Source organism: Streptomyces sp. NBC_00663 (assembly GCF_036226885.1).
Lineage (GTDB): Bacteria > Actinomycetota > Actinomycetes > Streptomycetales > Streptomycetaceae > Streptomyces.
Genome location: NZ_CP109027.1, coordinates 7,499,170 through 7,523,569 on the forward strand (window position 1 = coordinate 7,499,170; position 24,400 = coordinate 7,523,569).

At 70.4% G+C, this 24,400-nt stretch carries 26 protein-coding genes; 15 read left to right on the forward strand and 11 right to left on the reverse strand.

All coding sequences use genetic code 11. The features are described from left to right. The first annotated feature begins 10 nt into the window (after positions 1-10). The 4 genes from OG866_RS33975 to OG866_RS33990 all read left to right on the forward strand — a co-directional run bounded on the left by OG866_RS33975 (position 11) and on the right by OG866_RS33990 (position 3,449). Complete coding sequence (locus tag OG866_RS33975) at positions 11-721, forward strand: VIT1/CCC1 transporter family protein (RefSeq protein ID WP_329340706.1); 711 nt, start codon at positions 11-13, stop codon at positions 719-721. Positions 722-834: 113 nt separating this feature from the next. Next, complete coding sequence (locus tag OG866_RS33980; protein WP_329340707.1) at positions 835-1,701, forward strand: sterol desaturase family protein; 867 nt, start codon at positions 835-837, stop codon at positions 1,699-1,701. Beyond that, positions 1,650-2,369 (forward strand): lysoplasmalogenase, encoded by a 720-nt coding sequence (locus tag OG866_RS33985; RefSeq protein WP_443063595.1) that lies wholly within the window; start codon positions 1,650-1,652, stop codon positions 2,367-2,369. Before OG866_RS33980 ends, OG866_RS33985 begins: the two co-directional genes overlap by 52 nt. 36 nt (positions 2,370-2,405) lie before the next feature. Next, a complete protein-coding gene (locus tag OG866_RS33990) occupies positions 2,406-3,449 on the forward strand; it encodes a zinc-dependent alcohol dehydrogenase family protein (protein WP_329340711.1) in 1,044 nt (347 codons plus the stop codon). Between the two features lie 24 nt (positions 3,450-3,473). On the opposite strand, the gene OG866_RS33995 is transcribed toward OG866_RS33990, so the two are convergent. The 5 genes from OG866_RS33995 to OG866_RS34015 all read right to left on the reverse strand — a co-directional run bounded on the left by OG866_RS33995 (position 3,474) and on the right by OG866_RS34015 (position 9,668). Further along, positions 3,474-4,484 carry a CopD family protein gene (locus OG866_RS33995; RefSeq protein ID WP_443063596.1) on the reverse strand — a complete coding sequence of 337 codons (1,011 nt, stop codon included), beginning with the start codon at positions 4,482-4,484 and terminating at the stop codon, positions 3,474-3,476. A gap of 100 nt (positions 4,485-4,584) precedes the next feature. Next, the gene (locus OG866_RS34000; RefSeq protein ID WP_329340713.1) at positions 4,585-5,916 is read right to left on the reverse strand and encodes a CoA transferase; all 1,332 of its coding nucleotides are present in this window, start codon (positions 5,914-5,916) and stop codon (positions 4,585-4,587) included. Between the two features lie 42 nt (positions 5,917-5,958). Then, positions 5,959-6,477: a hypothetical protein gene (locus OG866_RS34005; RefSeq protein WP_329340715.1), complete on the reverse strand. Its 519-nt coding sequence runs from the start codon at positions 6,475-6,477 to the stop codon at positions 5,959-5,961. A 69-nt stretch (positions 6,478-6,546) separates the two neighbouring features. After that, a complete protein-coding gene (locus OG866_RS34010; RefSeq protein WP_329340717.1) occupies positions 6,547-8,058 on the reverse strand; it encodes a S8 family peptidase in 1,512 nt (503 codons plus the stop codon). 80 nt (positions 8,059-8,138) lie between these two features. After that, the gene (locus OG866_RS34015; RefSeq protein ID WP_329340719.1) at positions 8,139-9,668 is read right to left on the reverse strand and encodes a S8 family peptidase; all 1,530 of its coding nucleotides are present in this window, start codon (positions 9,666-9,668) and stop codon (positions 8,139-8,141) included. Positions 9,669-9,995: 327 nt separating this feature from the next. Here OG866_RS34015 and OG866_RS34020 point away from each other — a divergent pair, with 327 nt between their 5' ends. The 3 genes from OG866_RS34020 (at position 9,996) to moaA (ending at position 13,131) form a co-directional block, all read left to right on the forward strand. Next, entirely contained in the window at positions 9,996-10,349 is a 354-nt protein-coding gene (locus OG866_RS34020; protein ID WP_329340720.1) for a DUF485 domain-containing protein, read from the forward strand. Next, positions 10,346-11,965 carry a solute symporter family protein gene (locus OG866_RS34025; protein WP_329340722.1) on the forward strand — a complete coding sequence of 540 codons (1,620 nt, stop codon included), beginning with the start codon at positions 10,346-10,348 and terminating at the stop codon, positions 11,963-11,965. The genes OG866_RS34020 and OG866_RS34025 overlap by 4 nt, the downstream gene beginning before the upstream one ends. 176 nt (positions 11,966-12,141) lie before the next feature. After that, on the forward strand, positions 12,142-13,131 hold the full coding sequence (gene moaA, locus OG866_RS34030; protein WP_443063597.1) for a GTP 3',8-cyclase MoaA: 990 nt from the start codon (positions 12,142-12,144) through the stop codon (positions 13,129-13,131). Here moaA and OG866_RS34035 read toward each other — a convergent pair. Further along, complete coding sequence (locus OG866_RS34035; RefSeq protein ID WP_329340726.1) at positions 13,128-13,349, reverse strand: hypothetical protein; 222 nt, start codon at positions 13,347-13,349, stop codon at positions 13,128-13,130. The genes moaA and OG866_RS34035 overlap by 4 nt on opposite strands. A gap of 215 nt (positions 13,350-13,564) precedes the next feature. Next, positions 13,565-13,963, reverse strand: a complete 399-nt coding sequence (locus tag OG866_RS34040) for a DUF3099 domain-containing protein (RefSeq protein ID WP_329340727.1) — start codon at positions 13,961-13,963, stop codon at positions 13,565-13,567. Between the two features lie 244 nt (positions 13,964-14,207). Here OG866_RS34040 and OG866_RS34045 point away from each other — a divergent pair, with 244 nt between their 5' ends. Continuing rightward, positions 14,208-14,486, forward strand: coding sequence for a GlsB/YeaQ/YmgE family stress response membrane protein (locus tag OG866_RS34045; RefSeq protein WP_329340729.1), 279 nt, complete (start codon positions 14,208-14,210; stop codon positions 14,484-14,486). An 87-nt stretch (positions 14,487-14,573) separates the two neighbouring features. Here the strand turns inward: OG866_RS34045 and tyrS are convergent, their stop codons facing one another. Genes tyrS through OG866_RS34060 form a run of 3 tightly spaced genes read right to left on the reverse strand, consistent with a single transcriptional unit; the run spans position 14,574 to position 18,813 of the window. Further along, the gene (tyrS, locus tag OG866_RS34050; RefSeq protein ID WP_329340731.1) at positions 14,574-15,842 is read right to left on the reverse strand and encodes a tyrosine--tRNA ligase; all 1,269 of its coding nucleotides are present in this window, start codon (positions 15,840-15,842) and stop codon (positions 14,574-14,576) included. A gap of 56 nt (positions 15,843-15,898) precedes the next feature. Further along, positions 15,899-17,293, reverse strand: a complete 1,395-nt coding sequence (locus tag OG866_RS34055; RefSeq protein WP_329340733.1) for a metallopeptidase TldD-related protein — start codon at positions 17,291-17,293, stop codon at positions 15,899-15,901. Further along, positions 17,290-18,813 (reverse strand): TldD/PmbA family protein, encoded by a 1,524-nt coding sequence (locus OG866_RS34060; RefSeq protein WP_329340735.1) that lies wholly within the window; start codon positions 18,811-18,813, stop codon positions 17,290-17,292. Before OG866_RS34060 ends, OG866_RS34055 begins: the two co-directional genes overlap by 4 nt. Before the next feature lie 241 nt (positions 18,814-19,054). Here OG866_RS34060 and fabG point away from each other — a divergent pair, with 241 nt between their 5' ends. The 3 genes from fabG (at position 19,055) to OG866_RS34075 (ending at position 21,023) form a co-directional block, all read left to right on the forward strand. Further along, complete coding sequence (gene fabG, locus OG866_RS34065; protein ID WP_329340737.1) at positions 19,055-19,759, forward strand: 3-oxoacyl-[acyl-carrier-protein] reductase; 705 nt, start codon at positions 19,055-19,057, stop codon at positions 19,757-19,759. Positions 19,760-19,764: 5 nt separating this feature from the next. Beyond that, positions 19,765-20,541: an enoyl-ACP reductase FabI gene (gene fabI, locus OG866_RS34070; RefSeq protein ID WP_329340738.1), complete on the forward strand. Its 777-nt coding sequence runs from the start codon at positions 19,765-19,767 to the stop codon at positions 20,539-20,541. A gap of 146 nt (positions 20,542-20,687) precedes the next feature. Further along, positions 20,688-21,023: a hypothetical protein gene (locus tag OG866_RS34075; protein WP_329340740.1), complete on the forward strand. Its 336-nt coding sequence runs from the start codon at positions 20,688-20,690 to the stop codon at positions 21,021-21,023. Positions 21,024-21,026: 3 nt separating this feature from the next. On the opposite strand, the gene OG866_RS34080 is transcribed toward OG866_RS34075, so the two are convergent. After that, entirely contained in the window at positions 21,027-21,716 is a 690-nt protein-coding gene (locus OG866_RS34080) for a FadR/GntR family transcriptional regulator (protein WP_329340742.1), read from the reverse strand. 70 nt (positions 21,717-21,786) lie between these two features. On the opposite strand from OG866_RS34080, the gene OG866_RS34085 reads away from it, so the two are divergent. The 4 genes from OG866_RS34085 to OG866_RS34100 all read left to right on the forward strand — a co-directional run bounded on the left by OG866_RS34085 (position 21,787) and on the right by OG866_RS34100 (position 24,382). Then, entirely contained in the window at positions 21,787-23,160 is a 1,374-nt protein-coding gene (locus tag OG866_RS34085; RefSeq protein WP_329340743.1) for a CynX/NimT family MFS transporter, read from the forward strand. Positions 23,161-23,208: 48 nt separating this feature from the next. Further along, entirely contained in the window at positions 23,209-23,325 is a 117-nt protein-coding gene (locus OG866_RS34090) for an SGM_5486 family transporter-associated protein (RefSeq protein ID WP_329340745.1), read from the forward strand. A gap of 209 nt (positions 23,326-23,534) precedes the next feature. Next, complete coding sequence (locus OG866_RS34095) at positions 23,535-23,741, forward strand: hypothetical protein (protein WP_329340747.1); 207 nt, start codon at positions 23,535-23,537, stop codon at positions 23,739-23,741. Between the two features lie 122 nt (positions 23,742-23,863). Next, entirely contained in the window at positions 23,864-24,382 is a 519-nt protein-coding gene (locus tag OG866_RS34100) for a SixA phosphatase family protein (RefSeq protein ID WP_329340749.1), read from the forward strand. Positions 24,383-24,400: the final 18 nt, after the last annotated feature.

Here is a 24,400-nt window from a genome sequence, read left to right on the forward strand (position 1 = left end):
CCTCGCGTCTGTGACCGAACCCACGCATGACGAGACCCACGGCGGCGCCCTCGGAGCGCGGCTGAACTGGCTGCGGGCCGCCGTCCTGGGCGCCAACGACGGCATCGTGTCCACCGCGGGCCTCGTCGTCGGCGTCGCCGGGGCCACCGACGACCGCTCGGCCCTGCTGACGGCGGGCCTGGCCGGACTGCTCGCCGGGTCGATGTCCATGGCGGCGGGGGAGTACGTGTCCGTCTCCACCCAGCGGGACTCGGAGAGGGCGGCCCTGGCGGTCGAGAAGCGGGAACTGCGGGAGCGGCCGGAGGCCGAGCTGGCGGAGCTCACCGGGTTGCTGGAGGAACGCGGACTGTCCCGGGACGTGGCCCGGGAGGCCGCCGAGCAGCTCACCGCGCGGGACGCGCTGCGCGCCCACGCGCGCGTGGAGCTCGGTATCGACCCCGACCAGCTGACCAACCCCTGGCACGCCGCGTGGGCGAGCTTCCTGGCGTTCACCGCGGGCGCCCTGCTCCCGCTGCTGGCCATGGTCCTGCCGCCGGCCGGCTGGCGCCTCGCGGTCACCGTGGTCTCCGTCCTCGCCGCCCTCGTCCTCACCGGCTGGAGCAGCGCCCGCCTCGGCGCGGCCGACCCGGGCCGGGCGATGCTGCGGAACGTGGCGGGCGGCGCGCTGGCCATGGGGGTCACCTACGCGGCGGGGACGCTGCTCGGGGCGGCCGGAGTCTGAAGACGCCTGTGCAGCCTTTGGCGGAGATCACCAACAAGTAAGCGCGTACCCTCGGTAATACTTGTGAGTAACAACGTCTAGCGGCGGCCGACCAGCGGTTCTACGGTGCCCCCATGCCGAACCTGCCCGATGTCGTGCTGTGGTCGATACCCGCCTTCGTGCTGCTCACCGTGGTCGAGATGATCAGCGTCCGCGTCCACCCCGACGACGACGCCGCCGGATACGAGACGAAGGACGCCGCGACCAGCGTCGGCATGGGGCTGGGGAGCCTCGTCCTCGACTTCCTGTGGAAGATCCCCATCGTCGCGATCTACACGGCGGTCTACGAACTCACCCCCCTGCGCGTCCCCGTGCTGTGGTGGACGGTCCCGCTGATGCTGCTCGCGCAGGACTTCTTCTACTACTGGTCGCACCGCGGTCACCACGTCATCCGCATCCTGTGGGCCTGCCACGTCGTCCACCACTCCAGCGAGAAGTTCAACCTCACCACGGCCCTGCGCCAGCCCTGGACCTCACTGACCGTCTGGCCGTTCTACCTGCCGCTGATCGCCGCCGGTGTGCACCCGGCCGCGCTCGCGTTCTGCTCCTCGGCGAACCTCGTCTACCAGTTCTGGATCCACACCGAGCGCATCGACAAGCTGCCCCGGTGGTTCGAGTTCGTCCTCAACACGCCCTCCCACCACCGCGTCCACCACGCCTCCCAGGGCGGCTACCTGGACCGCAACTTCGGCGGCATCCTCATCGTCTGGGACCGGCTCTTCGGCTCGTTCGTCGCCGAGACCGACCGGCCCGTCTACGGGTTGACCAAGAACATCAAGACGTTCAACCCGATCAAGGTCGCCACCCACGAGTACATGTCGATCGCCAGGGACATCAAGGCGGCCCGAGGATGGCGCAACCGCGTGGGGCATGTCTTCCGGGGGCCGGGATGGCGGCCGGCGCCCGCGGCGGAACCGGCCGAGGAGACCGTGGCCGCGTGAGACGCCCGCTCATCGGGGCCCTCGCCCTCACGACCGCCGTGGACCTCGGCTCCCTGGCGGCCGGCTGGGACGCCGGGCACCTCGTCGCCAAGCCCCTGCTGATGCCGCTCCTGGCCGCGTACGCGGCGGTGCGCGGCGCCCCTCGCCTCCTGATCGCCGCCCTCCTCTGCGGCTGGGGCGGCGACACCCTGCTCCTCCTGGACGCCGAACCGGCCTTCCTCGCGGGGATGGCCTCCTTCGCGGCCGGGCACGTCTGCTACGTCGTCCTGTTCCAGAAGTACGGCGCGGACCGGGCGACGGTCCGCGCGAGGGGCGGCTTCCTCGCCGTCGTCTACACCGTGTTCCTGGCCGGCACCGTCCAGTCCCTGTGGCCCGACCTGCCGGCCGACCTGCGGATCCCCGTCGCCGGCTACAGCGTCCTGCTCACCGTCATGGCCTACCTGGCCGCCGCCCGCATGGGCCGTCTCGCCGGGATCGGCGGTGTGCTGTTCGTGCTCTCCGACACGCTCATCGCGAGCGGTGTCGCCGAGTGGGACCAGTTGCCGCGCCCCGACCTCTGGATCATGGCCACCTATGTCGCCGCGCAGTACCTGCTGGTCACCGGCACACTCGGCGAGCGACGGCTGCCGGGGGCGGCGTACGGTGAAGTGCGCTCGACCACCCCCTGAGCGCGGGTACCACCAGAGACGAGAAGGATCCTCGCCATGCGCGCCACCACCATCCACGCCCCCTTCGACATGCGCGTCGAGGACGTGCCCGACCCGGTCGTGCAGCTGCCGACCGACGCCGTGGTCCGCGTCCTGCGCGCCTGCATCTGCGGCAGCGACCTGTGGGCGTACCGCGGGCAGGCGACCCGGCAGCCGGGGCAGCGGATCGGGCACGAGTTCCTCGGCATCGTCGAGGAGACGGGCTCCGAGGTGGCCACCGTACGGCGCGGAGACCTGGTCGTCGCGCCCTTCATGTGGTCCGACGGGGTCTGCGACTACTGCCGCGAGGGCCTGAACACCTCCTGCGAGCACGGCGGCTTCTGGGGCTCCGTCGGCTACGACGGCGGCCAGGGCGAGGCCGTGCGCGTCCCCTTCGCCGACGGCACCCTCGTCCAGCTGCCCAAGGAGGCGGCCTCCGACGACCACCTGCTGTCCGCCCTGCTGACCCTCTCCGACGTCATGGGCACCGGCCACCACGCCGCTCTCGGCGCCGGCGCCCGCGCGGGTGCCACGGTCGCCGTCGTCGGTGACGGAGCCGTGGGCCTGTGTGCGGTCCTGGCCGCCAAGCGACTGGGCGCCGAGCGGATCATCGCGCTGGGCCGCCACGAGGTCCGCACCGACATCGCGCGCCGCTTCGGCGCCACCGACGTCGTCGCCGAGCGGGGCGACGCGGCCGTCGAGGCCGTCCGTGAACTCACCGGAGGCCAGGGCGCCCACGCCGTCGTCGAGGCCGTCGGCACCGAGCAGTCCATGCGTACGGCGGTCGGCATCGCGCGCGACGGCGGCACCGTCGGCTGGGTCGGCGTCCCGCACGGCAGCGGCACCGGGCTCGACCTCGGCGTCATGTTCGACCGGAACATCGGGCTGCGCGGCGGCGTCGCGCCGGTCCGCGCGTACATCCCCGAGCTGCTGCCCGACATCCTGGACGGCAGCATCGACCCGTCGCCCGTCTTCGACCTGACCGTCGACATGGAGGGCGTACCCGCCGGCTACAAGGCGATGGACGAGCGCACGGCGCTGAAGGTCCTGGTCACAGGCTGAGTTTCACACTTCACGCTTCACGCTTCACCAGCGGATCGGCAACGGCAGCGCCGTCAGCAGCGCCGACACCACGATCACCACGCCCAGTACGGCGATCTCCGCACGCGCGGGGGAGCAGGCGGTCAGCGGGTCGGGCGCCCGGCGCAGCCGGAGCCGCGCCCACAGGGCGAGCCCGGCGACCGCGGCCACCAGCAGCACCTTGGCGAGCAGCACGCGCCCGTACGCGGTCGTCGTCAGCTGGTCGAGGACCGTCTCCGGCGGCATCCGGCGCAGCGTGCTCCACACCCCGGTCGCGGTGATCGCGGCCAGCAGCACGGCGGCCACGCGCGCGTAAAGGCCCAGCAGGGCCGAGCCGGCCTCAGACGCGCCCCACCCCCGGAGTGTCCGCAGCGCGTACAGCAGCCCGCCCGCCCACAGCGCGGCGCAGGTCAGATGGATGAGCGTCAGTCCCGACCCGACCAGCGGACTGTGCTCGGTCGGGGGGTGGGCCCGCAGCGCCTCCGCGACCACGATCGCGGCCAGCGGCCAGACCTGGGAAGCCGGGCGGGCCGAGCGGGCGCACAGACCGGCCACGAGGAACGCGTTGACCTCGACGAGCGCGAGCTTGCCGTCCCGGGAGTCGTACAGGCCGCCGACATCGATCTGCGCCAGGCTGTGCGGCACGAGGTTCCCGGTCGCCACGACCGAGGCCAGCCCCAGCGCGGCGACGAACCCGGCGCCCGCGGCGTACGCGGCCCAACTGCGCGGCATGACCGGGGGAGGGCCGGGCACCGCGCGGGCCAGCCGGTTCACGAACAGCTCGCCCACCGGCACGCACAGCGCAGCCACCAGCACCGCCCGCAGCAACGCGATGCCACCGTCACCGGGGGCCGCGGCCTCCCCGGTGCCGTGCAGCGCGGCGGACGGGCCGAGCAGCGGTATCAGGGCGCCGAGCGCCACCAGGACGAGGACGGCGACGGCACGGCCGGTGCCGAGCCGACGCGGCAGTGGCGCGTCGGCGTCGGTCGCCCGGGTGCCGGGTCTTATCAAGGTCACCTCAAGATCTTCACCAGCTGTCGCAGAACGGGGCAAGTCAAGGAAAACGACCGGCGTTACGCCATTCCGCCCACGGGTACGTTTTCCGGCCGACCGCCGCTCACTCCCACCGCGCGGAGTCGACGCCCCAGGGGCCGGGCGGCCGAGCCCAGTCGACCGGCCCGTCCACGAAGGACACCGGCGACCGGGCGTACCGCAGCCGCCCGATACCGCTGTCGGTCTCGGCGAGCCAGGCCTCGGGGCCGGCGTACGCGCTCTCCCCGACCGCCCCGACCTCCCCAACCTCCCCGACCTCCCCAACCTCCCCGACCGGGATCTCCTCCATCAGCCACCGCGCCGTCCGGGCCAGCGCCAGCCGTACGGACCGGCCGCCGCCGTCGTACGACTGCTCGCGCACCGCCCGCAGCACCTCCGCCGCCAGCAGATACCCCGTTCCGTGGTCCAGCGCCTGCGCAGGCAGCGCGCCGGGTTGCTCCACCGATCCCTCGACCGCCGCGATCCCGGTCGCCACCTGCACCAGGCTGTCGAAGCCCCGCCGCTCGCTCCAGGGCCCGTACGCGCCCCACGCAGACAACTGCGCCACGACCACCCCCGGCCGCCGCTCCGCCAGCGCCTGAGCCGACAGCCCGAACCGGTCGAGGGCGCCCGGCCGGTACCCGGTGACGACCACGTCGGCCCTAGCCAGCAGCTCCTCGAAGGTGCCCCGGTCGGTCGCCAGGTCCAGCGTCGCGGACCGCTTCCCGAAGCCGGTGTCGGCGTGCTGGTCCGGCAGTTCGGGGACGTGAGGCGGATCGATCCGCAGTACGTCGGCGCCCAGCAGGGCGAGCGTGCGGGTCGCGACCGGGCCCGCGATGACCCGGGTCAGATCCAGGACCCGCAGCCCGGCGGCGGGCAGCAGGGGAGTGCCGTCGATCGGCGCGAGCACACGCGCGGGGGCGGAGTCGAGCCGCTCACGCTCCACCAGGGGCCGCTTGGCCAGCTCCGCCGCCTGCTCGTGCGCCGCCCACTCCTCGGGCGTCCGCAACGCGACGGCGAGGCCGCCGGCCGCGTACACGGCCTCCTCGACCTCCAGGGCGGACCGCTCGGCGAACGCCGTCTCCAGGGAGTCGGCCGGGCCCATCACCTTGAGCAGTCGCTCCCGGTGGTGCGGGTAGTTGGCATGTGTGCGCACCCACCCGTCGGCGGTCCGCCAGAACCTGGACAGGGGCGCGAAGTTGACCGGAGCCCGACCATTGATCAACAGATGCCGTTCACTCGTGAACGCGGTGGCGACGGCCCCGTCGTCCACTCGCACATCCGGCACCTCGTCACGCCCGGCCCGCAGCGCCCCCAGCTCAGCGGCGGCCCGCGCACACGCACCCACACAAGCGCGCGCCAACTCCCGTACGGGAAGCCGCGCCTGTAGAACCCCCTCGCGCACCACGTCAGTCATGACTTCACTATGCAGTATTGATTCAATCAACCTGAGATCAACTCATGACGCGGCGGACCACCAGAGACGCACCTCCTTGCGCACGTCCGTGGGCCGCAGCTCCCAGCCCTGGGCGAGGGCGACCTGGGCGACGTACCGGCCGCCGACGCCGCGGTAGTGGCGCATCGGTATCTCGCACTCCACCACCTGCCGGAACTTCTTGGGATCGCGCGGGTTCGCGGCCTTGGCGGTCCACGCGCCGACCACCCTCTCGACCCGGGCCCTGTAGTACGCGGTGTCGCCCTCGTGCCGCAGCTCGGGCCAGGTCACACCCCAGGAGGGCAGCCGCATACGGGCGATGGCCCGGTCCAGCATCTTGAACAGGCCGTTCTCGTACGAGGTGCTCAGCACGACGATCACCTCCGTCACCAGACCCACGGCGATCGTGACGAGAACGACCACCAGCCAGAACACCCAGAGCACCGGCAGGAACAGAACGGTCGCGATGAAGCGCGCGGTCAACAGCCCTTTGGGACGCACCGGTTCGGCCGTCCACGTAGCGGGATCCTCGTACACATCCATGGCCGTAGATCATCCCCCACACGCGAAGGGGCCGGGGACCCGGTCCCCGACCCCTTCACACATGTGCCGTTACTTGGTGACCGCGTCCAGGGCGTCGGCCGTACCCCACCCGTAGAAGCCGTTGTGGTTCTTCGAGCCCTCGCACACCGCGTCGACCTTGCCGTCGCCGTCGATGTCGTACGGGTCGGTGCACGGCGTGGCGTCGGCCTCCGCGTACAGCAGGGCCTTCACCAGGGCCGGGGAGGCCTTGGGGTGCGTCGACTTGATGAGCGCGGCCACGCCCGCGACATGCGGGGAGGCCATCGACGTACCGGCCATGTAGCCCCAGCCGCCGCCCGGCAGCGTGCCCAGGATCAGGCCGCTGGTGGCCGGCGGGGCCGGGGTCTGGAAGCGGGTCGAGTCGCCACCGGGAGCGGCGATGTCGATGACGCCCAGACCGTGGTTGGAGAAGGACGACTTGATGCCCTTCGCACCGGTCGCCGCGACCGTCACGACACCCGGCAGCTGGGTCGGGATGTCGTAGCACTCGGAGGGGTCGATGACCCGGTCCGAGGGGGTCGCGTCATTGGGGGAGACCGGGTCGGTGATCTCGTCGGCCGCGAGGTCGTAGTTCTCGTTGCCGGCCGCCGCGACGTTGACCGTGCCCTTCTTCTCCGCATAGCGCGAGGCCCGGGAGACGGCGTCGACGAGCGCCTTCTGGTCCGGGTCGTTCTTGCAGTTGAAGTACCACGGGTCGGTGTAATAGCTGTTGTTCGTGACGTCGACGCCGTGCTCGGCCGCCCACACGAAGCCGCAGACCACGGCCTCCGTGTAGAAGTAGCCGGCGGTCGTGGACACCTTGATGCCGGACACCTTCACGCCGGGCGCGACGCCCGTCATGCCGACGCCGTTCTTGGCGGCCGCTATCTCACCGGCGACATGCGTGCCGTGCGGGCTCTCGCCCGTGGTCGGCCGCCACGCCCCGTCGGTCGTGTCGGGCTTGCCCGTCACGCAGTTGACCGACGCGGCCCGGTCGAAGTTCGGCGCGATGTCCGGGTGGGTGTCGTCGACGCCGGTGTCGATCACGGCGACGGTCACCTTGCTGCTGCCGAGCGACTTCTCGTGCGCCTTGTCCGCCTTGATGGCGGGCAGGTCCCACTGCAACGGCTCCAGCGGGTCCTGCCCCTCGGCGGCCTCCACGTTCGCGAGGTCGTCGGCGTCGAGCACCTTGGGGGTGCCCACGTCGGTCGTCGACTGGGCGGGCAGCGGCGCGTTGCGCGTGTTGCCGGCCGACTGCACCCCGCGCACGGTGCGCAGGATCTTCGCGAAGTCGGGGTTGGCCGAGTGGACGACGACCACGCCTATCTGGTCGTACGACGTCACGACGGTGCCGCCGGCCTCGGCTATCGCCTTCTTCACGTGCTTCGAAAGCCCGTGCCCCGGGCTGACGTTGACGACATAGCTGAGCGAGGTGGCCTCGGCGGCCGGGGCTTCCTCCGCCGCCGACGCCGAGACGTTCGGCAGGAACGCAAGGGCCGTCGCCATGGCCATCCCGACGGGGACGGCCATCGCGCGGCGGAAGCGCGGGTGAGGCGCTGTCATTCTGGATCTCCAGTTCGTTCGCGGTACGAGTGGTACGAGCGGTACGAGCCGACCGTGCGGGTCTGAGACGAGGACGAGAGCTACTTGACCGCGCGCAGCGCGTTCACGATGCCGAAGCCGTAGAACCCGTTGACCCGCTTGCCGCCCACGCAGGTCGCGTCCTGCGTGCCGTCGCCGTCCTGGTCGTAGGAGGCCGGGCAGCCCGGGTTGTCGGCCTGCGCCTTCATCAGCGCCTGGAGCTGCGCCGGAGTCGCCCACGGATGCGTCGACTTCAGCAGCGCGGCGACGCCCGCGGCGTGCGGGGACGCCATCGAGGTGCCCTGGAGGAAGCCGTACGAATTGTTCGGCATCGTCGACAGGATGCGACCGTTCTTCGACGGGGTGTCCGGGATCTGGTAGAGCCGGTCGCCGCCCGGCGCCGCGATGTCGATGACGCCGTCACCGTACGAGGAGTAGTACGACTTGAGGTTGTTCACGCCCGTCGCGCTGACCGTGACGACACCCGGAAGCATGGTCGGCACGTCGAAGCACTCGTGCGGGTCGACGGTGCGGGTGACCGGGGTGGAGTCGTCGGGGCTGCTGTCGTCGACGAGGGCGTCCGAGTCGAGGTCATCGTTGGAGTTGCCCGCCGAGGCCAGGTTGAGCGTGCCCTTGTGCTGCGCGTACAGGGACGCCCTGTTGACCGAATCAACAATGGCCCGCTGATCGGGGTCGTCCACACAGTTGTACAGCCATGGATCAACGTAGTAGCTGTTGTTCGTGATCTCCACGCCGTGGTCGGCGGCGAACACGAACGCGCAGACGACGCTCTCCGGGTAGAAGAGGCCGTTGCTCGGGTCGGTCACGTTGATGGCCGCGACCTTCACACCCGGCGCGACACCGGCGACACCGATGCCGTTGCGGGCGGCGGCGATCTCACCGGCCACATGGGTGCCGTGGTAGTCGTCCGCGGTGTACGGCCGCCAGGCGCCCTCGGTGGTGTTCGGGACACCACCGTCGCAGTTGGCGGACTGGGAGGCGGAGAAGTTCGGCGCGATGTCCGGGTGGGTGTCGTCCACACCGGTGTCGATGACGGCGACCGTCACCTTCCTGCTGCCCGGGTTGATCTGCGCGGCCTTGTCGGCGCCGATGGCGCGCAGGTCCCACTGGTCGGCCTCGAGGGGCTCGCTCGCCGCTTCGGCGGCCGAGGCCTGCTCGACCTTCTCGGCCTGCTCCTTCGTGAGCAGCTGCGCCGCGCCCTCGTCCGTCGTCCCGGCCGGGGCCAGCGGCGAGGTACGGGTCGCGCCCGCGGACTGCACGCCGCGCACCTTCCGTATCTGGGCGCCGAAGTCGGGGTTGGCCGAGTGGACGACGATCACACCGATCTTGTCGTACGTGATGACGACGGTGCCGCCGGCCGCGGCGATGGCCTTCTTGACGGACGCGATCGTGTGATGGTCCACCTTGGTGTTGACGACGTACGACAGATTCGGTGCGTCCGCGGTTTGCGCGGTGGACTCCGCGTAGGGGGCGGCCGACGCGGCCGCCGGCAGGAAGCCGAGCGAGGCGGTCAGCGAGAGCACGACGGGTACGGCAAGGGCGAGCCGACGTCTGGAACGCAGACGGGACATGGGGTCTCCACATCATCCGGAAACGAAACCGCCCGAGACACAGGTGGTGCTCGGGCAGGTACATGACGGGTGGTGCAGGCCCGAAGCTATCTCCCGCAGTCGCTGGCCAGCAATGACCTTCCCCGGATGACTTCAAGAAGAAGCAAACCCAGTTGAACCGGTCCTCGCGTGCCGCCGTGACCTTGGGCAGGGAGCGCGAGCACGATCGAGCCCCCTGACGAACCGCGAGGAACAGAGCCGTCCATGTCCGTCGTACCGAACCCGTCCCCCACCCCAGACCAGCCCCCGTCCGCAGTGGCAACAGCGCCCGCAACGCGAGGAGACTCCGTGGCTACCGACGCACCGCCCCCCTCGACAGAGCACCGACTCCCCAGCACCGAGGAGTTCACCGAGGTGCAGCAGAGCGCGGAGTTCGGTGAACTGCGCCGCTCCTACCGCAACTTCGCCTTCCCCCTGACCGTCGCCTTCATCGCCTGGTACCTGCTGTACGTCCTGCTGTCGAACTACGCCGGCGACTTCATGGGCACCAAGCTCTTCGGCAACATCAACGTCGCCTTCGTGTTCGGCATCGCCCAGTTCCTCACCACGTTCCTCATCGCCTGGTGGTACTCGCGGCACGCCGCCGCGAAGCTCGACCCCAAGGCCGAAGCGATCAAGTCCCGGATGGAGGGCGGCGCATGAGCCCCGCGATCACCCTGGCGGCCGGCGAGGCCAGCGAGCACCGGCCGCTGATCATCAGCCTGTTCGCCGTCTTCGTCCTCGCGACCCTGGTCATCACCATCTGGGCCGGCCGCCAGACCAAGGACGCCGCCGACTTCTACGCCGGCGGACGCCAGTTCAGCGCCTTCCAGAACGGACTCGCGGTCTCCGGCGACTACATGTCGGCCGCGTCCTTCCTCGGCATCGCCGGCGCCATCGCCCTGTTCGGCTACGACGGCTTCCTGTACTCCATCGGCTTCCTGGTCGCCTGGCTGGTCGCCCTGCTCCTGGTCGCCGAGCCGCTGCGCAACTCCGGCCGCTACACCATGGGCGACGTCCTCGCGTACCGCATGCGTCAGCGCCCGGTCCGTACCGCGGCCGGCACCTCCACGATCGTCGTCTCGATCTTCTACCTGCTGGCGCAGATGGCCGGCGCGGGCGTCCTCGTCTCGCTGCTGCTCGGCATCACCTCCGACGCGGGCAAGATCGGCATCGTCGCCATGGTCGGCGTCCTGATGATCGTGTACGTCTCCATCGGCGGCATGAAGGGCACCACCTGGGTCCAGATGGTCAAGGCCGTGCTGCTCATCAGCGGCACCATCCTGATCACCTTCCTGGTGCTGCTGAAGTTCAACTTCAACATCTCCGACCTGCTGGGCACGGCCGCAGAGAACAGCGGCAAGGGCTCGGCCTTCCTGGAGCCGGGCCTCCAGTACGGCGCCACCGGCACCTCCAAGCTGGACTTCATCTCGCTCGGCATCGCCCTGGTCCTCGGCACCGCGGGCCTGCCGCACATCCTGATCCGCTTCTACACGGTGCCCAACGCCAAGGCCGCCCGTAAGTCCGTGAACTGGGCCATCGGCATCATCGGCGGCTTCTACCTGATGACGATCGCGCTCGGCTTCGGCGCCGCCGCCCTGATCGACCAGAAGGAGATCATCGAGTCCAACCCGTCCGGCAACACGGCGGCCCCGCTGCTCGCCCTGCACCTGGGCGGCGTCGACTCGGCGTGGGGCGCGATCCTGCTGGCCACGATCTCGGCGGTCGCCTTCGCGACGATCCTCGCGGTGGTCGCCGGTCTGACCCTGGCCTCGTCGTCCTCCTTCGCGCACGACATCTACGCCAACGTCATCCGCAAGGGACAGGCGTCCGGCAAGGAGGAGATCCGCGCGGCCCGCTGGGCGACCGTCTTCATCGGCGCCGTCGCGATCTGCCTGGGCGCCCTCGCCCGCGACCTCAACGTGGCCGGCCTGGTCGCGCTGGCCTTCGCGGTCGCCGCGTCCGCGAACCTGCCCACCATCCTCTACAGCCTCTTCTGGAAGCGGTTCACCACCCAGGGAGCCCTCTGGTCGATCTACGGCGGCCTGATCGTCGCCGTGGGCCTGGTGCTGTTCTCCCCGGTGGTCTCCGGCGACCCGAAGGCGATGTTCCCCGACGTCGACTTCGCCTACTTCCCGCTGAAGAACCCGGGCATCATCTCCATCCCGTTCGGTTTCCTCATGGGCTGGCTCGGCACGCTGGTCTCCAAGGAGGAGCCCGACGCCGGCAAGTACGCGGAGCTGGAGGTCCGGTCACTGACCGGCACCGGCGCCCACTAGGACGATGAAACGAGCGGCCGCGTCGTAGACATCTACGACGCGGCCGCTTCGTACCTCGTGGGATCGGGCACTGTCGATGTCAGCGCGGTCACGTAGGCTCGCAAGTGACGGAAAACAGATGATCCGCGATGATCCACAGAGTTCCGCAGTGTTCCGCGACGAGGGAGGGGGCCCACGTGCTCATCGACACCTACGGCCGGCAGGCCACCGACCTGAGGGTCTCGCTGACCGACCGCTGCAATCTGCGCTGCACCTACTGCATGCCCGAGGAGGGCTTGCAGTGGCTGGCCAAGCCCGACCTCCTCACCGACGACGAGATCGTCCGGCTGATCGACATCGCGGTCACCTCCCTCGGTATCGAGGAGGTCCGCTTCACCGGCGGCGAGCCCCTGCTGCGCCCCGGCCTGGTCGGCATCGTGGAGCGCGTCGCGGCCCTGGAGCCCCGCCCCCAGATGTCGCTGACCACCAACGGCATCGGCCTCAAGCGCACCGCGACGGCCCTCAAGGCCGCGGGCCTGGACCGGGTCAACGTCTCCCTCGACACCCTGCGCCCGGACGTCTTCAAGACCCTGACCCGCCGGGACCGCCACAAGGACGTCATCGAGGGCCTGTACGCCGCCCGGGAGGCGGGCCTGACCCCGGTGAAGGTCAACTCGGTCCTGATGCCGGGACTCAACGAGGACGAGGCCCCCGACCTGCTGGCCTGGGCCGTCGAGCACGACTACGAACTGCGTTTCATCGAGCAGATGCCCCTGGACGCCCAGCACGGCTGGAAGCGCGACGGCATGATCACCGCGGGCGACATCCTCACCTCGCTGCGCACCCGCTTCGAGCTGACGGAAGAGGGCTCGGACAAGCGCGGCTCGGCCCCGGCGGAGCGCTGGATCGTCGACGGCGGCCCGCATGTGGTCGGTGTCATCGCCTCGGTCACCCGCCCGTTCTGCGCGGCCTGCGACCGCACCCGCCTGACCGCCGACGGCCAGGTCCGCACCTGCCTGTTCGCCCAGGAAGAGACCGACCTCCGCGCGGCCCTGCGTTCAGGCGCCCCGGACGAGGAGATAGCCCGCATCTGGCGCGAGGCGATGTGGGGCAAGAAGGCGGGCGCGGGCCTGGACGACCCTACGTTCGTGCAGCCGGACCGGCCCATGTCGGCGATCGGTGGCTAGGCGCCTTCGGGGGCTTCCCATTCCTTGAGGAGGACCACGTCCTTGAGGAATCCCCGCACTCCCAGGAACTGGGACAGATGCTCCCGATGCTCCTCGCACGCCAGCCAGGTCTTCCTGCGCTCCGGCGTGTGGAGCTTCGGGTTGTTCCACGCGAGCACCCACACCGCGTCGACCCGGCAGCCCTTCGCCGAACAGATCGGCGCGGTCTCTTCACTCACTGGTCCGTCTCACAAAGTGCGCTGAACAAGGCGACGCCGAGCAGCCACGGGGGGAGCTGCCCGGCGTCGGTCTGTCGCTCCGACGGGGGATGCGGAGCGCGTAGGAAGTATGTCATGGGTAACCCGTCGCCCGGCACTGGAACAACATGATTGATCTGAGCTTTTCTTGAGCTTGGTCCGGAGGTGACGTCCGGTTGCGAGCCCTCCGCCGAGCGTCACATCCGCTCGTGAGGCTCGCTCCGCGCACCCTGTGCCGGACCGTCCGCGGCGTCTTCCGGGAAGGATTCCGCGAAGGGCTCCTGAGCCCGCGGCGGAGAGATCATCGGCCGGACCGGAGTGGCCACGAACGTCGACGGAAGCCCCGGCGCGTTCTCCCGGCCGGCGTTCGCGATCACCACCGCGACGTAGGGGAGCAGTATTCCCAGCACCAGCGCGACGATCGCGACGTGCCGTTCGACGTTCCAGAGGGTGGCCGCGAGGATCACCGACAGTGTGCGCACCGACATGGAGATCACATACCGGCGCTGCCGGCCGCGTACGTCCTCCTGAAGTCCCGTACGGGCGCCGGTGATCCGGAACACCTGGGCGCCGCCGCCTGCATGCTGCTTCCGCATCAGATTCCACCATCCGCCCGCATCGGACTCACCCCGGCCCGTTCCCACTCCGCGCCCGGCACGAGAACCGGAGCCGGACACGTCTTACGTTACGCCGGGCCTGCGCCGCCTACGAGACCGGGGCACCTCCCGACGAGGCGACCGCACTGCGCCTTCGCACGTATGGCCGACTCGACATGCGTCGTACAGCACATGGGCCGACACTGGCCGTAATGCTCACGTAGAGCCGTACGAGGAGGCAGCCATGGGCTGGTTGTGGGCGATCATCGTGGGATTCGTGCTGGGCCTGATCGCGAAGGCGATCATTCCGGGCAAGCAGCACAGTCCGCTCTGGCTGACCACCATCTTCGGCATGCTGGGCGCCATCGTCGGCAACGCGATCGCACGGTGGGCCGGCGTCGACGCCACCTCCGGCATCGACTGGACCCGCCACGCGTTCCAGCTGATCGCCGCGATCATCATCGTGGGCGTCGGCGACATGCTGTACATGGCGACGCTGGGCAAGAGGAAACAACGAGCCTGAGCCTGAACGCCCAAAGGGGCGCGGGGAACTGCGCGACAAGCCACAACGAAGCGGCAGTCGCCAGTCCACCCGCGCCCCTACGGCGTTCTACGCGCCAATGACCTCAACGGCGGCAAGGTTCTTCTTCCCACGCCGCAGCACCAGCCACCGCCCGTGCAGCAGGTCTTCCTTGGCCGGGACGGAGTCCTCCGCCGCGACCTTGACGTTGTTCACGTAGGCCCCGCCCTCCTTCACGGTCCGCCGCGCGGCCGACTTGCTGGCCACGAGACCGACCTCGGCGAACAGATCGACGACCGGACCGAGCTCGGCGACCTGGACATGCGGCACCTCGGACAGGGCCGCCGCCAGCGTCCTCTCGTCGAGGTCCGCCAGCTCGCCCTGGCCGAAGAGGGCCTTGGACGCGGCGATCACGGCCGCCGTCTGATCGGCGCCGTGCACCAGCGTCGTCAGCTCCTCGGCCAGCGCACGCTGGGCGGCACGGGCCTGGGGCCGCTCCTCGGTCTGCTTCTCCAGCTCCTCGAGCTCCTCACGGGTCCTGAAGGACAGGATGCGCAGGTACGTCGAGATGTCCCGGTCGTCCACGTTCAGCCAGAACTGGTAAAAGGCGTACGGCGTCGTCATCTCGGGGTCGAGCCAGATGGCGCCGCCCTCGGTCTTGCCGAACTTGGTGCCGTCCGCTTTCACCATCAGCGGCGTCGCCAGACAGTGCGCCTCCGCGTCGGGCTCCAGCCGGTGGATCAGGTCAAGACCCGCCGTGAGATTGCCCCACTGGTCGCTGCCGCCCTGCTGGAGCGTGCAGCCGTAGCGCCGGTACAGCTCCAGGAAGTCCATGCCCTGGAGCAGCTGGTAGCTGAACTCCGTGTAGCTGATGCCTTCCTGGGACTCCAGTCGGCGGGCGACGGAGTCCTTGGTGAGCATCTTGTTGACGCGGAAGTGCTTGCCGATGTCACGCAGGAACTCGATGGCCGACATCCCGGCCGTCCAGTCCAGGTTGTTGACCATCACCGCGGCGTTCTCGCCCTCGAAGGCCAGGAACGGCTCGATCTGCGAGCGCAGCCGGGTCACCCAGTTCGCGACCGTCTCCGGGTCGTTCAGCGTCCGCTCCGCGGTGGGGCGCGGGTCGCCGATCTGACCGGTGGCGCCGCCGACCAGGGCCAGCGGGCGCAGGCCCGCCTGCTGGAGCCGACGCATGGTGAGGACCTGCACCAGGTGACCGACATGGAGACTGGCCGCGGTCGGGTCGAAGCCGCAATAGAACGTGACCGGACCGTCCGCGAGCGCCTTGCGCAAAGCGTCCTCGTCAGTGGACAGGGCCCACAGCCCACGCCACTTCAGCTCGTCGACGATGTCCGTCACGGTTCTCGCGTCTCCTTGATGATCTTCGGGCAGCCGAGTGACTACCGGCTACGAGGTTATACGCCCCGACTGACAGAGCTCATATTGAAGTCCGGCACCCGCAGGGCCGGCATCGCAGCCCTAGTGAACCAGTCGCTCCATTCCCTCGGCAGCGTCTTTTCGGTGCGCCCGGCCTCAGTGGCCCGGCCCAGCAGATCCACCGGCGACTCGTTGAACCGGAAGTTGTTGACCTCGCCGGTCACCTCGCCGTTCTCGACGAGATAGACGCCGTCCCGGGTCAGACCGGTCAGCAGCAGGGTCGCCGGGTCGACCTCGCGGATGTACCAGAGGCAGGTCAGCAGCAGCCCGCGCGTGGTGTTCGCGACCATCTCCTCCAGGGACCGGTCCGCACCGCCGTCGAGGATCAGGTTGTCGATGCCCGGTGCCACCGGCAGCCCGGTCAGTCCGGCGCTGTGCCGGCTGGTGAGCAGGCTGCTCAGCTCGCCCTCGCGCATCCACTCGGTGGAGGTCAGCGGCAGCCCGTTGTCGAACACCGAGGAGTCGCCGCCGGAGGAGTGCGCGAGTACGAACGGCGCGGACTCAAGGCCCGGCTCGTTCGGGTCGCTGCGCAGCGTCAGCGGCAGCTCGGTGAGCCGGTCGCCGAGACGGGTGCCGCCGCCGGGCTTGGAGAACACGGTCCGGCCCTCCGCCGCGTCCCGGCCCGACGCCGACCACATCTGGTAAATCAGCAGGTCCGCCACGGCGGTCGGCGGCAGCAGCGTCTCGTACCGTCCGGCGGGCAGGTCGTGCTTGCGCTCGGCCCAGCCCAGGCGTACGGCGAGTTCGGCGTCCAGCGCGGCCGGGTCGACGTCCTTGAAGTCCCGGGTGGAGCGGCCCGCCCACGCCGAGCGCGCACGGTCCGGGGACTTGGCGTTCAGCTCAAGGGTCCCGTTGGGCTGGTCGTGCCGCAGCCGCAGACCGGTGGACGTACCGAGATAGCTGGAGACCAGCTCATGGTTGGCGAAGCCGTACAGCTCGCGGCCGCCCGCACGCGCGCGTGCGAAGGACTCGCCGAGCGCCGGAGCGAAGTCCGCGAAGACGGCGGAGGACGTCTCGACGGGCGCGTCCGTGAAGTCGGGGGACGCGGGGACGTCCCTGACCAGCGGCTGCGCGTCCTCGGCGGGCGCGGCCCCGCGCGCGGCGGCCTCGGCGGCCCGGACCAGGGGCTCCAGCTCGTCCACGGTGACGGCGGCCCGGGAGACCACGCCGGAGGCGGTGCCCTCCTTGCCGTCGACGGTCGCGATGACGGTGAGCGTGCGCCCGCGCGTGACGCCGTTGGTGGTGAGCGCGTTGCCGGCCCAGCGCAGGTTCGCCGTGGACTGCTCGTCGGCGATGACGACACAGCCGTCGGCCCGCGACAGCTCCAGGGCGCGCTCGACGATCTCGTGCGGCTTGTTGCTGCGGGCGCTCATCGACCGGCCTCCTGCGTGGTGTTGAGAATGTTGACGCCCTTGAAGAGGGCCGACGGGCAGCCGTGCGACACCGCGGCCACCTGGCCCGGCTGGGCCTTGCCGCAGTTGAAGGCGCCCCCGAGGACGTAGGTCTGCGGACCGCCGACGGCAGCCATCGAGCCCCAGAAGTCGGTGGTGGTCGCCTGGTAGGCGACGTCCCGCAGCTGGCCGGTGATCCGGCCGTTCTCGATCTTGAAGAAGCGCTGGCCGGTGAACTGGAAGTTGTAGCGCTGCATGTCGATGGACCAGGAGCGGTCGCCGACGACGTAGATGCCGCGGTCGACCCCGCCGATCAGGTCCTCGGTCGACATCCCGGCCGGATCGGGCCGCAGGGACACGTTGGCCATGCGCTGCACCGGCACATGGCCGGGGGAGTCGGCGAACGCGCACCCGTTGGAGCGCTCGAAGCCGGTCAGCCTCGCGATCCGCCGGTCCAGCTGGTAGCCGACGAGCGTGCCGTCCTTCACCAGGTCCCAGGACTGGCCCGCGACGCCCTCGTCGTCGTAGCCGATGGTCGCCAGGCCGTGCTCGGCGGTGCGGTCACCGGTGACGTTCATCAGGTCGGAGCCGTAGCGCAACTTGCCGAGCTGGTCGAAGGTGGCGAAGGAGGTGCCGGCGTAGGCGGCCTCGTAGCCGAGGGCGCGGTCCAGCTCGGTGGCGTGGCCGATGGACTCGTGGATGGTCAGCCACAGGTTGGACGGGTCGACGACCAGGTCGTACACCCCGGACTCGACACTCGGCGCCCGCATCTTCTCGGCGAGCAGCTCAGGAATCTGGTCGAGCTCCGCCTCCCAGTCCCAGCCGGTGCCCGTCAGGTACTCCCAGCCGCGCCCGACCGGCGGCGCGATGGTCCGCATGGAGTCGAATTCGCCGCTCGACTCGTCGACCGACACGGCGGTCAGCTGCGGATGCAGCCGCACCCGCTGCTGGGTGGTCACGGTCCCGGCGGTGTCGGCGTAGAACTTGTTCTCGTGGACGGTGAGCAGCGAGGCGTCGACATGGTTGACCCCGTTCGCCCCCAGCAGCCGCGCGCTCCACTCCGCGAGCAGCCCGGCCTTGTCCTCGTCGGGCACGGTGAACGGATCGATCTCGTACGACGAGATCCACGTCTTCTCGGCGTGCACCGGCTCGTCGGCCAGCTCCACCCGCTCCTCGGCACCGGCCGCCTTGATCACCTGGGCGGACAGCTTCGCCATGGCCACGGCCTGCGAGGCCACCCGCGCCGCCGCGTCCATGCTCAGATCCACGCCGGACGCGAATCCCCAGGTCCCACCGTGCACGACCCGCACCGCGTACCCGAGGTCGGTGGTGTCCGACGACCCGGCGGGCTTGGCGTCCCGCAGCCGCCAGGACGCGCTGCGCACCCGCTCGAACCGGAAGTCCGCGTGCTCGGCACCGAGCGCACGCGCGCGTGCCAGCGCGGCGTCGGCGAGGGCGCGTAGCGGAAGCGCTGTGAAGGCTTCGTCGAGGGTATGAGGCACCGAGATATCTCCCTGCTGTCGTGACCTGTGGACCCCGATCATGTCGCGTGGGCGGGTCCAGGGACCATACGTTTCCGTCCGGACCGCGCGTCCTTCTGTAGAGACCCGACAGCGAGTCCCCTTCGCCACTGTCGGTGCCCGATTGTCCGCGGGACGTCGGGGACCGATAGGTTTTCGAGGAAGCCGCCTGTCATCCAGGTGTTCGGGCGGGCATTGAGACCGCTATCGAAAGGGTGATCCGTTGAGCCGCTCGGTTCTCGTCACCGGAGGCAACCGGGGCATCGGCCTCGCCATCGCCCGCGCTTTCGCCGACGCCGGCGACAAGGTCGCGATCACGTACCGCTCGGGTGAGCCACCGGCCGGCTTCCTGGCCGTCAAGTGCGACATCACCGACACCGAGCAGGTGGAGCAGGCCTACAAGGAGATCGAGGCCGAGCACGGTCCCGTCGAGGTCCTGGTCGCCAACGCCGGCATCACCAAGGACACGCTCCTGATGCGGATGTCCGAGGAGGACTTCACGTCCGTCCTCGACACCAACCTCACCGGCACCTTCCGCGTCGTCAAGCGCGCCAACCGCGGCATGCTGCGCGCCAAGAAGGGCCGCGTCGTCCTGATCTCGTCGGTCGTCGGGCTGTACGGCGGTCCCGGGCAGGCGAACTACGCCGCCTCCAAGGCCGCGCTGGTCGGCTTCGCGCGCTCGCTCGCCCGTGAGCTGGGCTCGCGCAACATCACGTTCAACGTCGTCGCCCCCGGTTTCGTCGACACCGACATGACCAAGGTGCTCACCGACGAGCAGCGCGCGAGCATCGTGCAGCAGGTGCCGCTCGGCCGTTACGCGCAGCCGGAGGAAGTCGCCGCGACGGTGCGGTTCCTCGCCTCCGACGACGCCTCGTACATCACTGGAGCCGTCATCCCGGTTGACGGCGGACTGGGAATGGGTCACTGAACACCATGGCTGGAATCCTCGAGGGCAAGAAGATCCTCATCACCGGTGTGCTGATGGAGTCCTCCATCGCCTTCCACACCGCCAAGCTGGCCCAGGAGCAGGGCGCGGAGATCATCCTCACCGCGTGGCCGCGGCCGACCCTCACCGAGCGCATCGCGAAGAAGCTCCCCCGGCCGGAGAAGGTCAAGGTCCTGGAGCTCGACGTCTCCAACGACGAGCACCTGGCCCGCCTGGAGGGCCTGGTCCGTGAGCACCTGGGCGACAAGCTCGACGGTGTCGTGCACTCCATCGGCTTCGCCCCGCAGGACGCGCTCGGCGGCAACTTCCTGAACACGCCGTTCGAGTCCGTGGCCACCGCCATGCATGTCTCCGCCTTCTCCCTGAAGTCGCTGACCATGGCGCTGCTGCCGCTGATGACCGAGGGCGGCTCCGTCGTCGGCCTCACCTTCGACGCGCAGTTCGCCTGGCCGCAGTACGACTGGATGGGCCCGGCCAAGGCCGCCCTGGAGGCCACCAACCGCTACATGGCCCGTGACCTGGGCAAGCACGACATCCGCTGCAACCTGATCTCGGCGGGTCCGATCGGCTCCATGGCCGCGAAGTCCATCCCGGGCTTCGCCGAGCTGGCGGCGGTGTGGGACAGCCGCTCCCCGCTGGAGTGGAAGCTGGAGGACCCGGAGCCGGCCGGCAAGGGCGTCGTCGCCCTGCTGAGCGACTGGTTCCCGAAGACCACCGGCGAGATCGTCCACGTCGACGGCGGTCTACACGCCATCGGCGCCTGACACTCGCACGGTGAGGGCCCGCGTTCCCCGGAACGCGGGCCCTCACCCGTTCGGCCCATCCGGCCGGGCGGGGGAGCGGTACAACTGGGCACTCTGGATTACGCGTTCACCGCTTCCCTCCCCAGCACGGCCGAGGAGGTCCCCTTGTGCGCCTGTCCCGCAGCCTGGCCCCGATAGCCGTCGCAGCCGTTCTGCTGCTGTCCCTGCCGCACGAAGCGTCGCCCCATGTGCGCGAGGACACGGCACCGGACCTGTTCGGCGCCGCGTGCTACAGCAAGGTCATCGGTTCCCGGGTGACCGCCTACTGCCACAACCCCTACCCCGACGTCGACCACGTCCGGCTGCACATCGAGTGCGACCGCTGGTGGGACGTGGACAGCGACGGCGCCCCCGTGGAGGCCGGGCCCGCGCAGACCGTACGGCTCGACGGCCGCTGCTGGAAGGAAGTCCGCACGGTGTGGGTCAGCCACCAGAAGCGGTGACGGTCAGTCCTCGGCGGCGCTGAACAGCCCCGGCCGGCACTGGAACGGATAGCTCGCCGCCTGCGCCGCGGCCGTCTCCGCGTCGCCCGCGCGGATCGCGTCCACCAGCCCCGAGTGGTCCAGATGCGTCTCCGGGGTCATCTCCTCGCCGACGTCGTCGCGCAGCCAGTCCCGCAGCACCTCGCCGAGGTCGGCGTACATCGCCGTCATCACGTCGTTGTGGGACGCGGACACCACCGCGAGGTGGAAGGTCGCGTCCGCCGTGACGAAGGCCTCCTTGTCGCGTGCCTCCCAGGCCTCCTCACGGCGCACCAGGAGCGCGTCGAGCTGCTTGAGGTCCCGCTCGGTACGCCGCTCGGCCGCCAGCTTCGCCGCGGCCGACTCCAGCGTGGAGCGCAGCTCGGCGATGTGCCGGGGATCGGCGTCGGCGAATCTGCGGTGCATCACACCGGCCAGCTCGCTGGTCGCCACGACGTAGGTGCCGGAGCCCTGGCGGATGTCCAGCAGGCCGTTGTGCGCGAGCGCGCGGACGGCCTCGCGGACCGTGTTGCGGGCCACCCCGAGCTGTTCGACCAGTTCCGGCTCCGTCGGGATGCGCGCCCCGACCGGCCACTCACCGGAGGTGATCTGCTGCCGCAGCGCGGCGATGACCTGCTCGGACAGCGCCGAGCGACGGGGGTGGCTCAGAGGCATGGCACACCTTCGCACGGGACGGGCGCCCGGAGGCGGCCGGGGGATGGACAACCAATCATCCCATGATTCTATGATGGGTGTCATGGCAAGCGAGGAAACCCGTACGACCACGTCCCAGCACATACGGAGCACGGGGGCGAGCTCGGTGCCGAGCTCCATGGCGAGCTCCGTGCCGAGCGAGTCCCCGGAACCGGCCACGCGCGCGTGGACGACCCGGCTGCTCGTGCTCGGCATCGTGCTGGCCGCCGTCAACCTCCGCCCCGCCATCACCAGCCTCGGCGCCCTCCTGGAGGAGGTCCGCGACGGACTGGGCATGAGCGGCAGCGTCGCCGGCCTCCTCACCTCCGTGCCCCCGCTCTGCTTCGCCGTCTTCGGCGTCATGGCCCCGCGCCTCGCCCGCCGCTTCGGCTCGGGCGCGGTGGTGTGCGCCGGCATGGCCGCCGTCACCGCCGGACTGCTCATCCGGCCCTACGTGGGCGGCACCGCCGGGTTCCTGGCCGCCAGCGCCCTCGCGCTCATGGGCATCGCCGTCAGCAACGTCCTGATGCCGGTCATCGTCAAGCGCTGGTTCCCCGACCGGGTCGGCTCCATGACCGGCCTGTACTCGATGGCCCTCGCCCTCGGCACCTCGGTGGCCGCCGCGGCGACCGTGCCGGTCACCGACCTGCTGGGCGGCAGCTGGCAGACCGGGCTCGCGGTGTGGGCAGGGCTGGCCGCCGTCGCCGTGGTGCCGTGGCTCGCGTTCGTACGACAGCGGGACGGCGTACGGCAGGATGACGACGTACGACAGGAGCGCGGCGTACGGCGCGAGGGCGCGGCCTCCGCCGGGCAGGCGTCCGCGCGTGGGGAGCGGCCCGCGCTGCGGATCACCCGGAGCCGCACCGCCTGGGCGCTCGCCGTCTTCTTCGGGCTCCAGGCCACCGCCGCCTACATCACGATGGGCTGGATGCCGCAGATTTTCCGGGACGCGGGCGTGCCCGCGAGCACCGCGGGACTGCTACTGGCCGTCACGATGGTGATGGGCGTCCCGCTCGCCTTCGTCATCCCGCGCGTGGCCACCCGGCTGCCGCACCAGGGCCCGATCGTGCTCGTGCTCGGCCTCTGCGGCCTCGTCGGCTACGCGGGCCTCTATCTCGCGCCGGCCGCCGGGGCGTGGGTGTGGGCGCTGCTCCTTGGCGTCTCCAACTGCGCCTTCCCGCTCGCCCTCACCATGGTCGGGATGCGCGCCAGGACCGGCGCGGGCGTGGCTCAGCTGTCCGCCTTCGCGCAGAGCACCGGCTACCTCATCTCCATCCCCGGGCCGCTCCTCGTGGGCGTGCTCTACCAGCACAGCGGCGGCTGGGGGCTGCCGATCGCCCTCATGACCGGCCTGATGGTCCCGCAGATGGTCGTGGGCGTTCTCGCCGGACGCAACCGCACGGTGGAGGACGAGGCGGCCCGCTGACCCCGCCCCCACGGGGCCGGTGACGGGCGGGGGTGCGAGACTTGCCGCATGCCAGTGCTCGACCCGAACCCGCAGAACGGCCAGAAGAAGATGCTGCTCGTCTTCGGCTCGTTCCTCGCCATCTTCGTGATCATCGCCGTCGTCGCAACGATCGCCTCGCCGTGAGCCGGTGAGTGCTTCGCTCCGCGCCGTGAGCCGGTGAGTGCTTCGCCCCAGGGACGATGGTGGGGTTATCCCCCCGTCCCCTAGGGGGCGGGTCTCAGGGTCAACTGGGTGGATCACCGGATGGGTTGGGGACCGCCGAATCCGTACCTTCGAGATGTGGCCGCGACCGAGCGGACCACCGGTCCACTCGGAGAGACGCGGAGGCACCCATGTCGGCCCCAACGCACACCCCGCCCCACCCGGCGACCCGGGGTCGCGCCGACATCCGGCTGCCCTGGTGGGCCCTCGCCCTGCCGACACTCGCCTTCATCACCCTGCTCGCGCTGATACTCAACCCCTCCGACGCGCAGGCCGCCGCGGGCGATCCGGCGATCGCTCATCTTTTCGAGCGCATCCAGCAGCTGGCGGGCCACTGAGCAGCCCGGCGGCACTGATTCCCGGGCCCGGCCGGACCGGTCCGCGGTGATCCGTTCGCAGCCCTGAAGCCGCATGTCAACTCCCTGCGCCCCATGGCCTGTTTCGTGCGAAGCTGGGTCTCATGAGCGTCGCAGAACCCCGAAGGATTGTCCTTTTCCGGCATGCGAAAGCCGACTGGCCACAGGTGTCCGACCATGAGCGACCGCTCGCTGAGCGGGGCCGCATGGACGCGGCCGTGGCAGGGCGGAAGCTGGCCGACACCGGCATCACCCTCGATCTGGCCCTGTGCTCCACCGCGATCCGGACCCGCGAGACATGGAAGCTCGCCGTGCACGAACTCGCGCACCGGCCGAAAACCGTCTATGAGGAGCGGGTCTACGAAGCCTCTCCCGGCGAGCTCATCGCCGTGCTCAACGAGACCCCGGACGACGCGCAGACCGTCGTCCTGATCGGCCACAACCCCGGTGTGCAGGGTCTCGCCGAGATCCTGGCGGGCTCGGCCGAGGGCGACGCCCGCGAGCGGATGAGCCGCCGCGGCTTCCCGGCCGCCTCCTTCGCGGTCCTGTCCTTCACCGGCTCCTGGAAGAGCCTGGAGCCGGGCGCGGCCACCCTCCTCGACTACTGGGCACCCTCCGAATGACCCGCACCGAGGCCTGAC

Coding starts and splice junctions, on each gene's coding strand:
- OG866_RS33980 (WP_329340707.1), top strand. CDS start 835: ATGCCGAACCTGCCCGATGTCGTGCTGTGGTCGATACCCGCCTTCGTG.
- OG866_RS33985 (WP_443063595.1), top strand. CDS start 1,650: ATGGCGGCCGGCGCCCGCGGCGGAACCGGCCGAGGAGACCGTGGCCGC.
- OG866_RS33990 (WP_329340711.1), top strand. CDS start 2,406: ATGCGCGCCACCACCATCCACGCCCCCTTCGACATGCGCGTCGAGGAC.
- OG866_RS34000 (WP_329340713.1), bottom strand. CDS start 5,916: ATGACTGACGTGGTGCGCGAGGGGGTTCTACAGGCGCGGCTTCCCGTA.
- OG866_RS34005 (WP_329340715.1), bottom strand. CDS start 6,477: ATGGATGTGTACGAGGATCCCGCTACGTGGACGGCCGAACCGGTGCGT.
- OG866_RS34010 (WP_329340717.1), bottom strand. CDS start 8,058: ATGACAGCGCCTCACCCGCGCTTCCGCCGCGCGATGGCCGTCCCCGTC.
- OG866_RS34015 (WP_329340719.1), bottom strand. CDS start 9,668: ATGTCCCGTCTGCGTTCCAGACGTCGGCTCGCCCTTGCCGTACCCGTC.
- OG866_RS34025 (WP_329340722.1), top strand. CDS start 10,346: ATGAGCCCCGCGATCACCCTGGCGGCCGGCGAGGCCAGCGAGCACCGG.
- OG866_RS34040 (WP_329340727.1), bottom strand. CDS start 13,963: ATGCGGAAGCAGCATGCAGGCGGCGGCGCCCAGGTGTTCCGGATCACC.
- OG866_RS34045 (WP_329340729.1), top strand. CDS start 14,208: ATGGGCTGGTTGTGGGCGATCATCGTGGGATTCGTGCTGGGCCTGATC.
- OG866_RS34055 (WP_329340733.1), bottom strand. CDS start 17,293: ATGAGCGCCCGCAGCAACAAGCCGCACGAGATCGTCGAGCGCGCCCTG.
- fabI (WP_329340738.1), top strand. CDS start 19,765: ATGGCTGGAATCCTCGAGGGCAAGAAGATCCTCATCACCGGTGTGCTG.
- OG866_RS34080 (WP_329340742.1), bottom strand. CDS start 21,716: ATGCCTCTGAGCCACCCCCGTCGCTCGGCGCTGTCCGAGCAGGTCATC.
- OG866_RS34085 (WP_329340743.1), top strand. CDS start 21,787: ATGATGGGTGTCATGGCAAGCGAGGAAACCCGTACGACCACGTCCCAG.
- OG866_RS34090 (WP_329340745.1), top strand. CDS start 23,209: ATGCCAGTGCTCGACCCGAACCCGCAGAACGGCCAGAAGAAGATGCTG.
- OG866_RS34095 (WP_329340747.1), top strand. CDS start 23,535: ATGTCGGCCCCAACGCACACCCCGCCCCACCCGGCGACCCGGGGTCGC.
- OG866_RS34100 (WP_329340749.1), top strand. CDS start 23,864: ATGAGCGTCGCAGAACCCCGAAGGATTGTCCTTTTCCGGCATGCGAAA.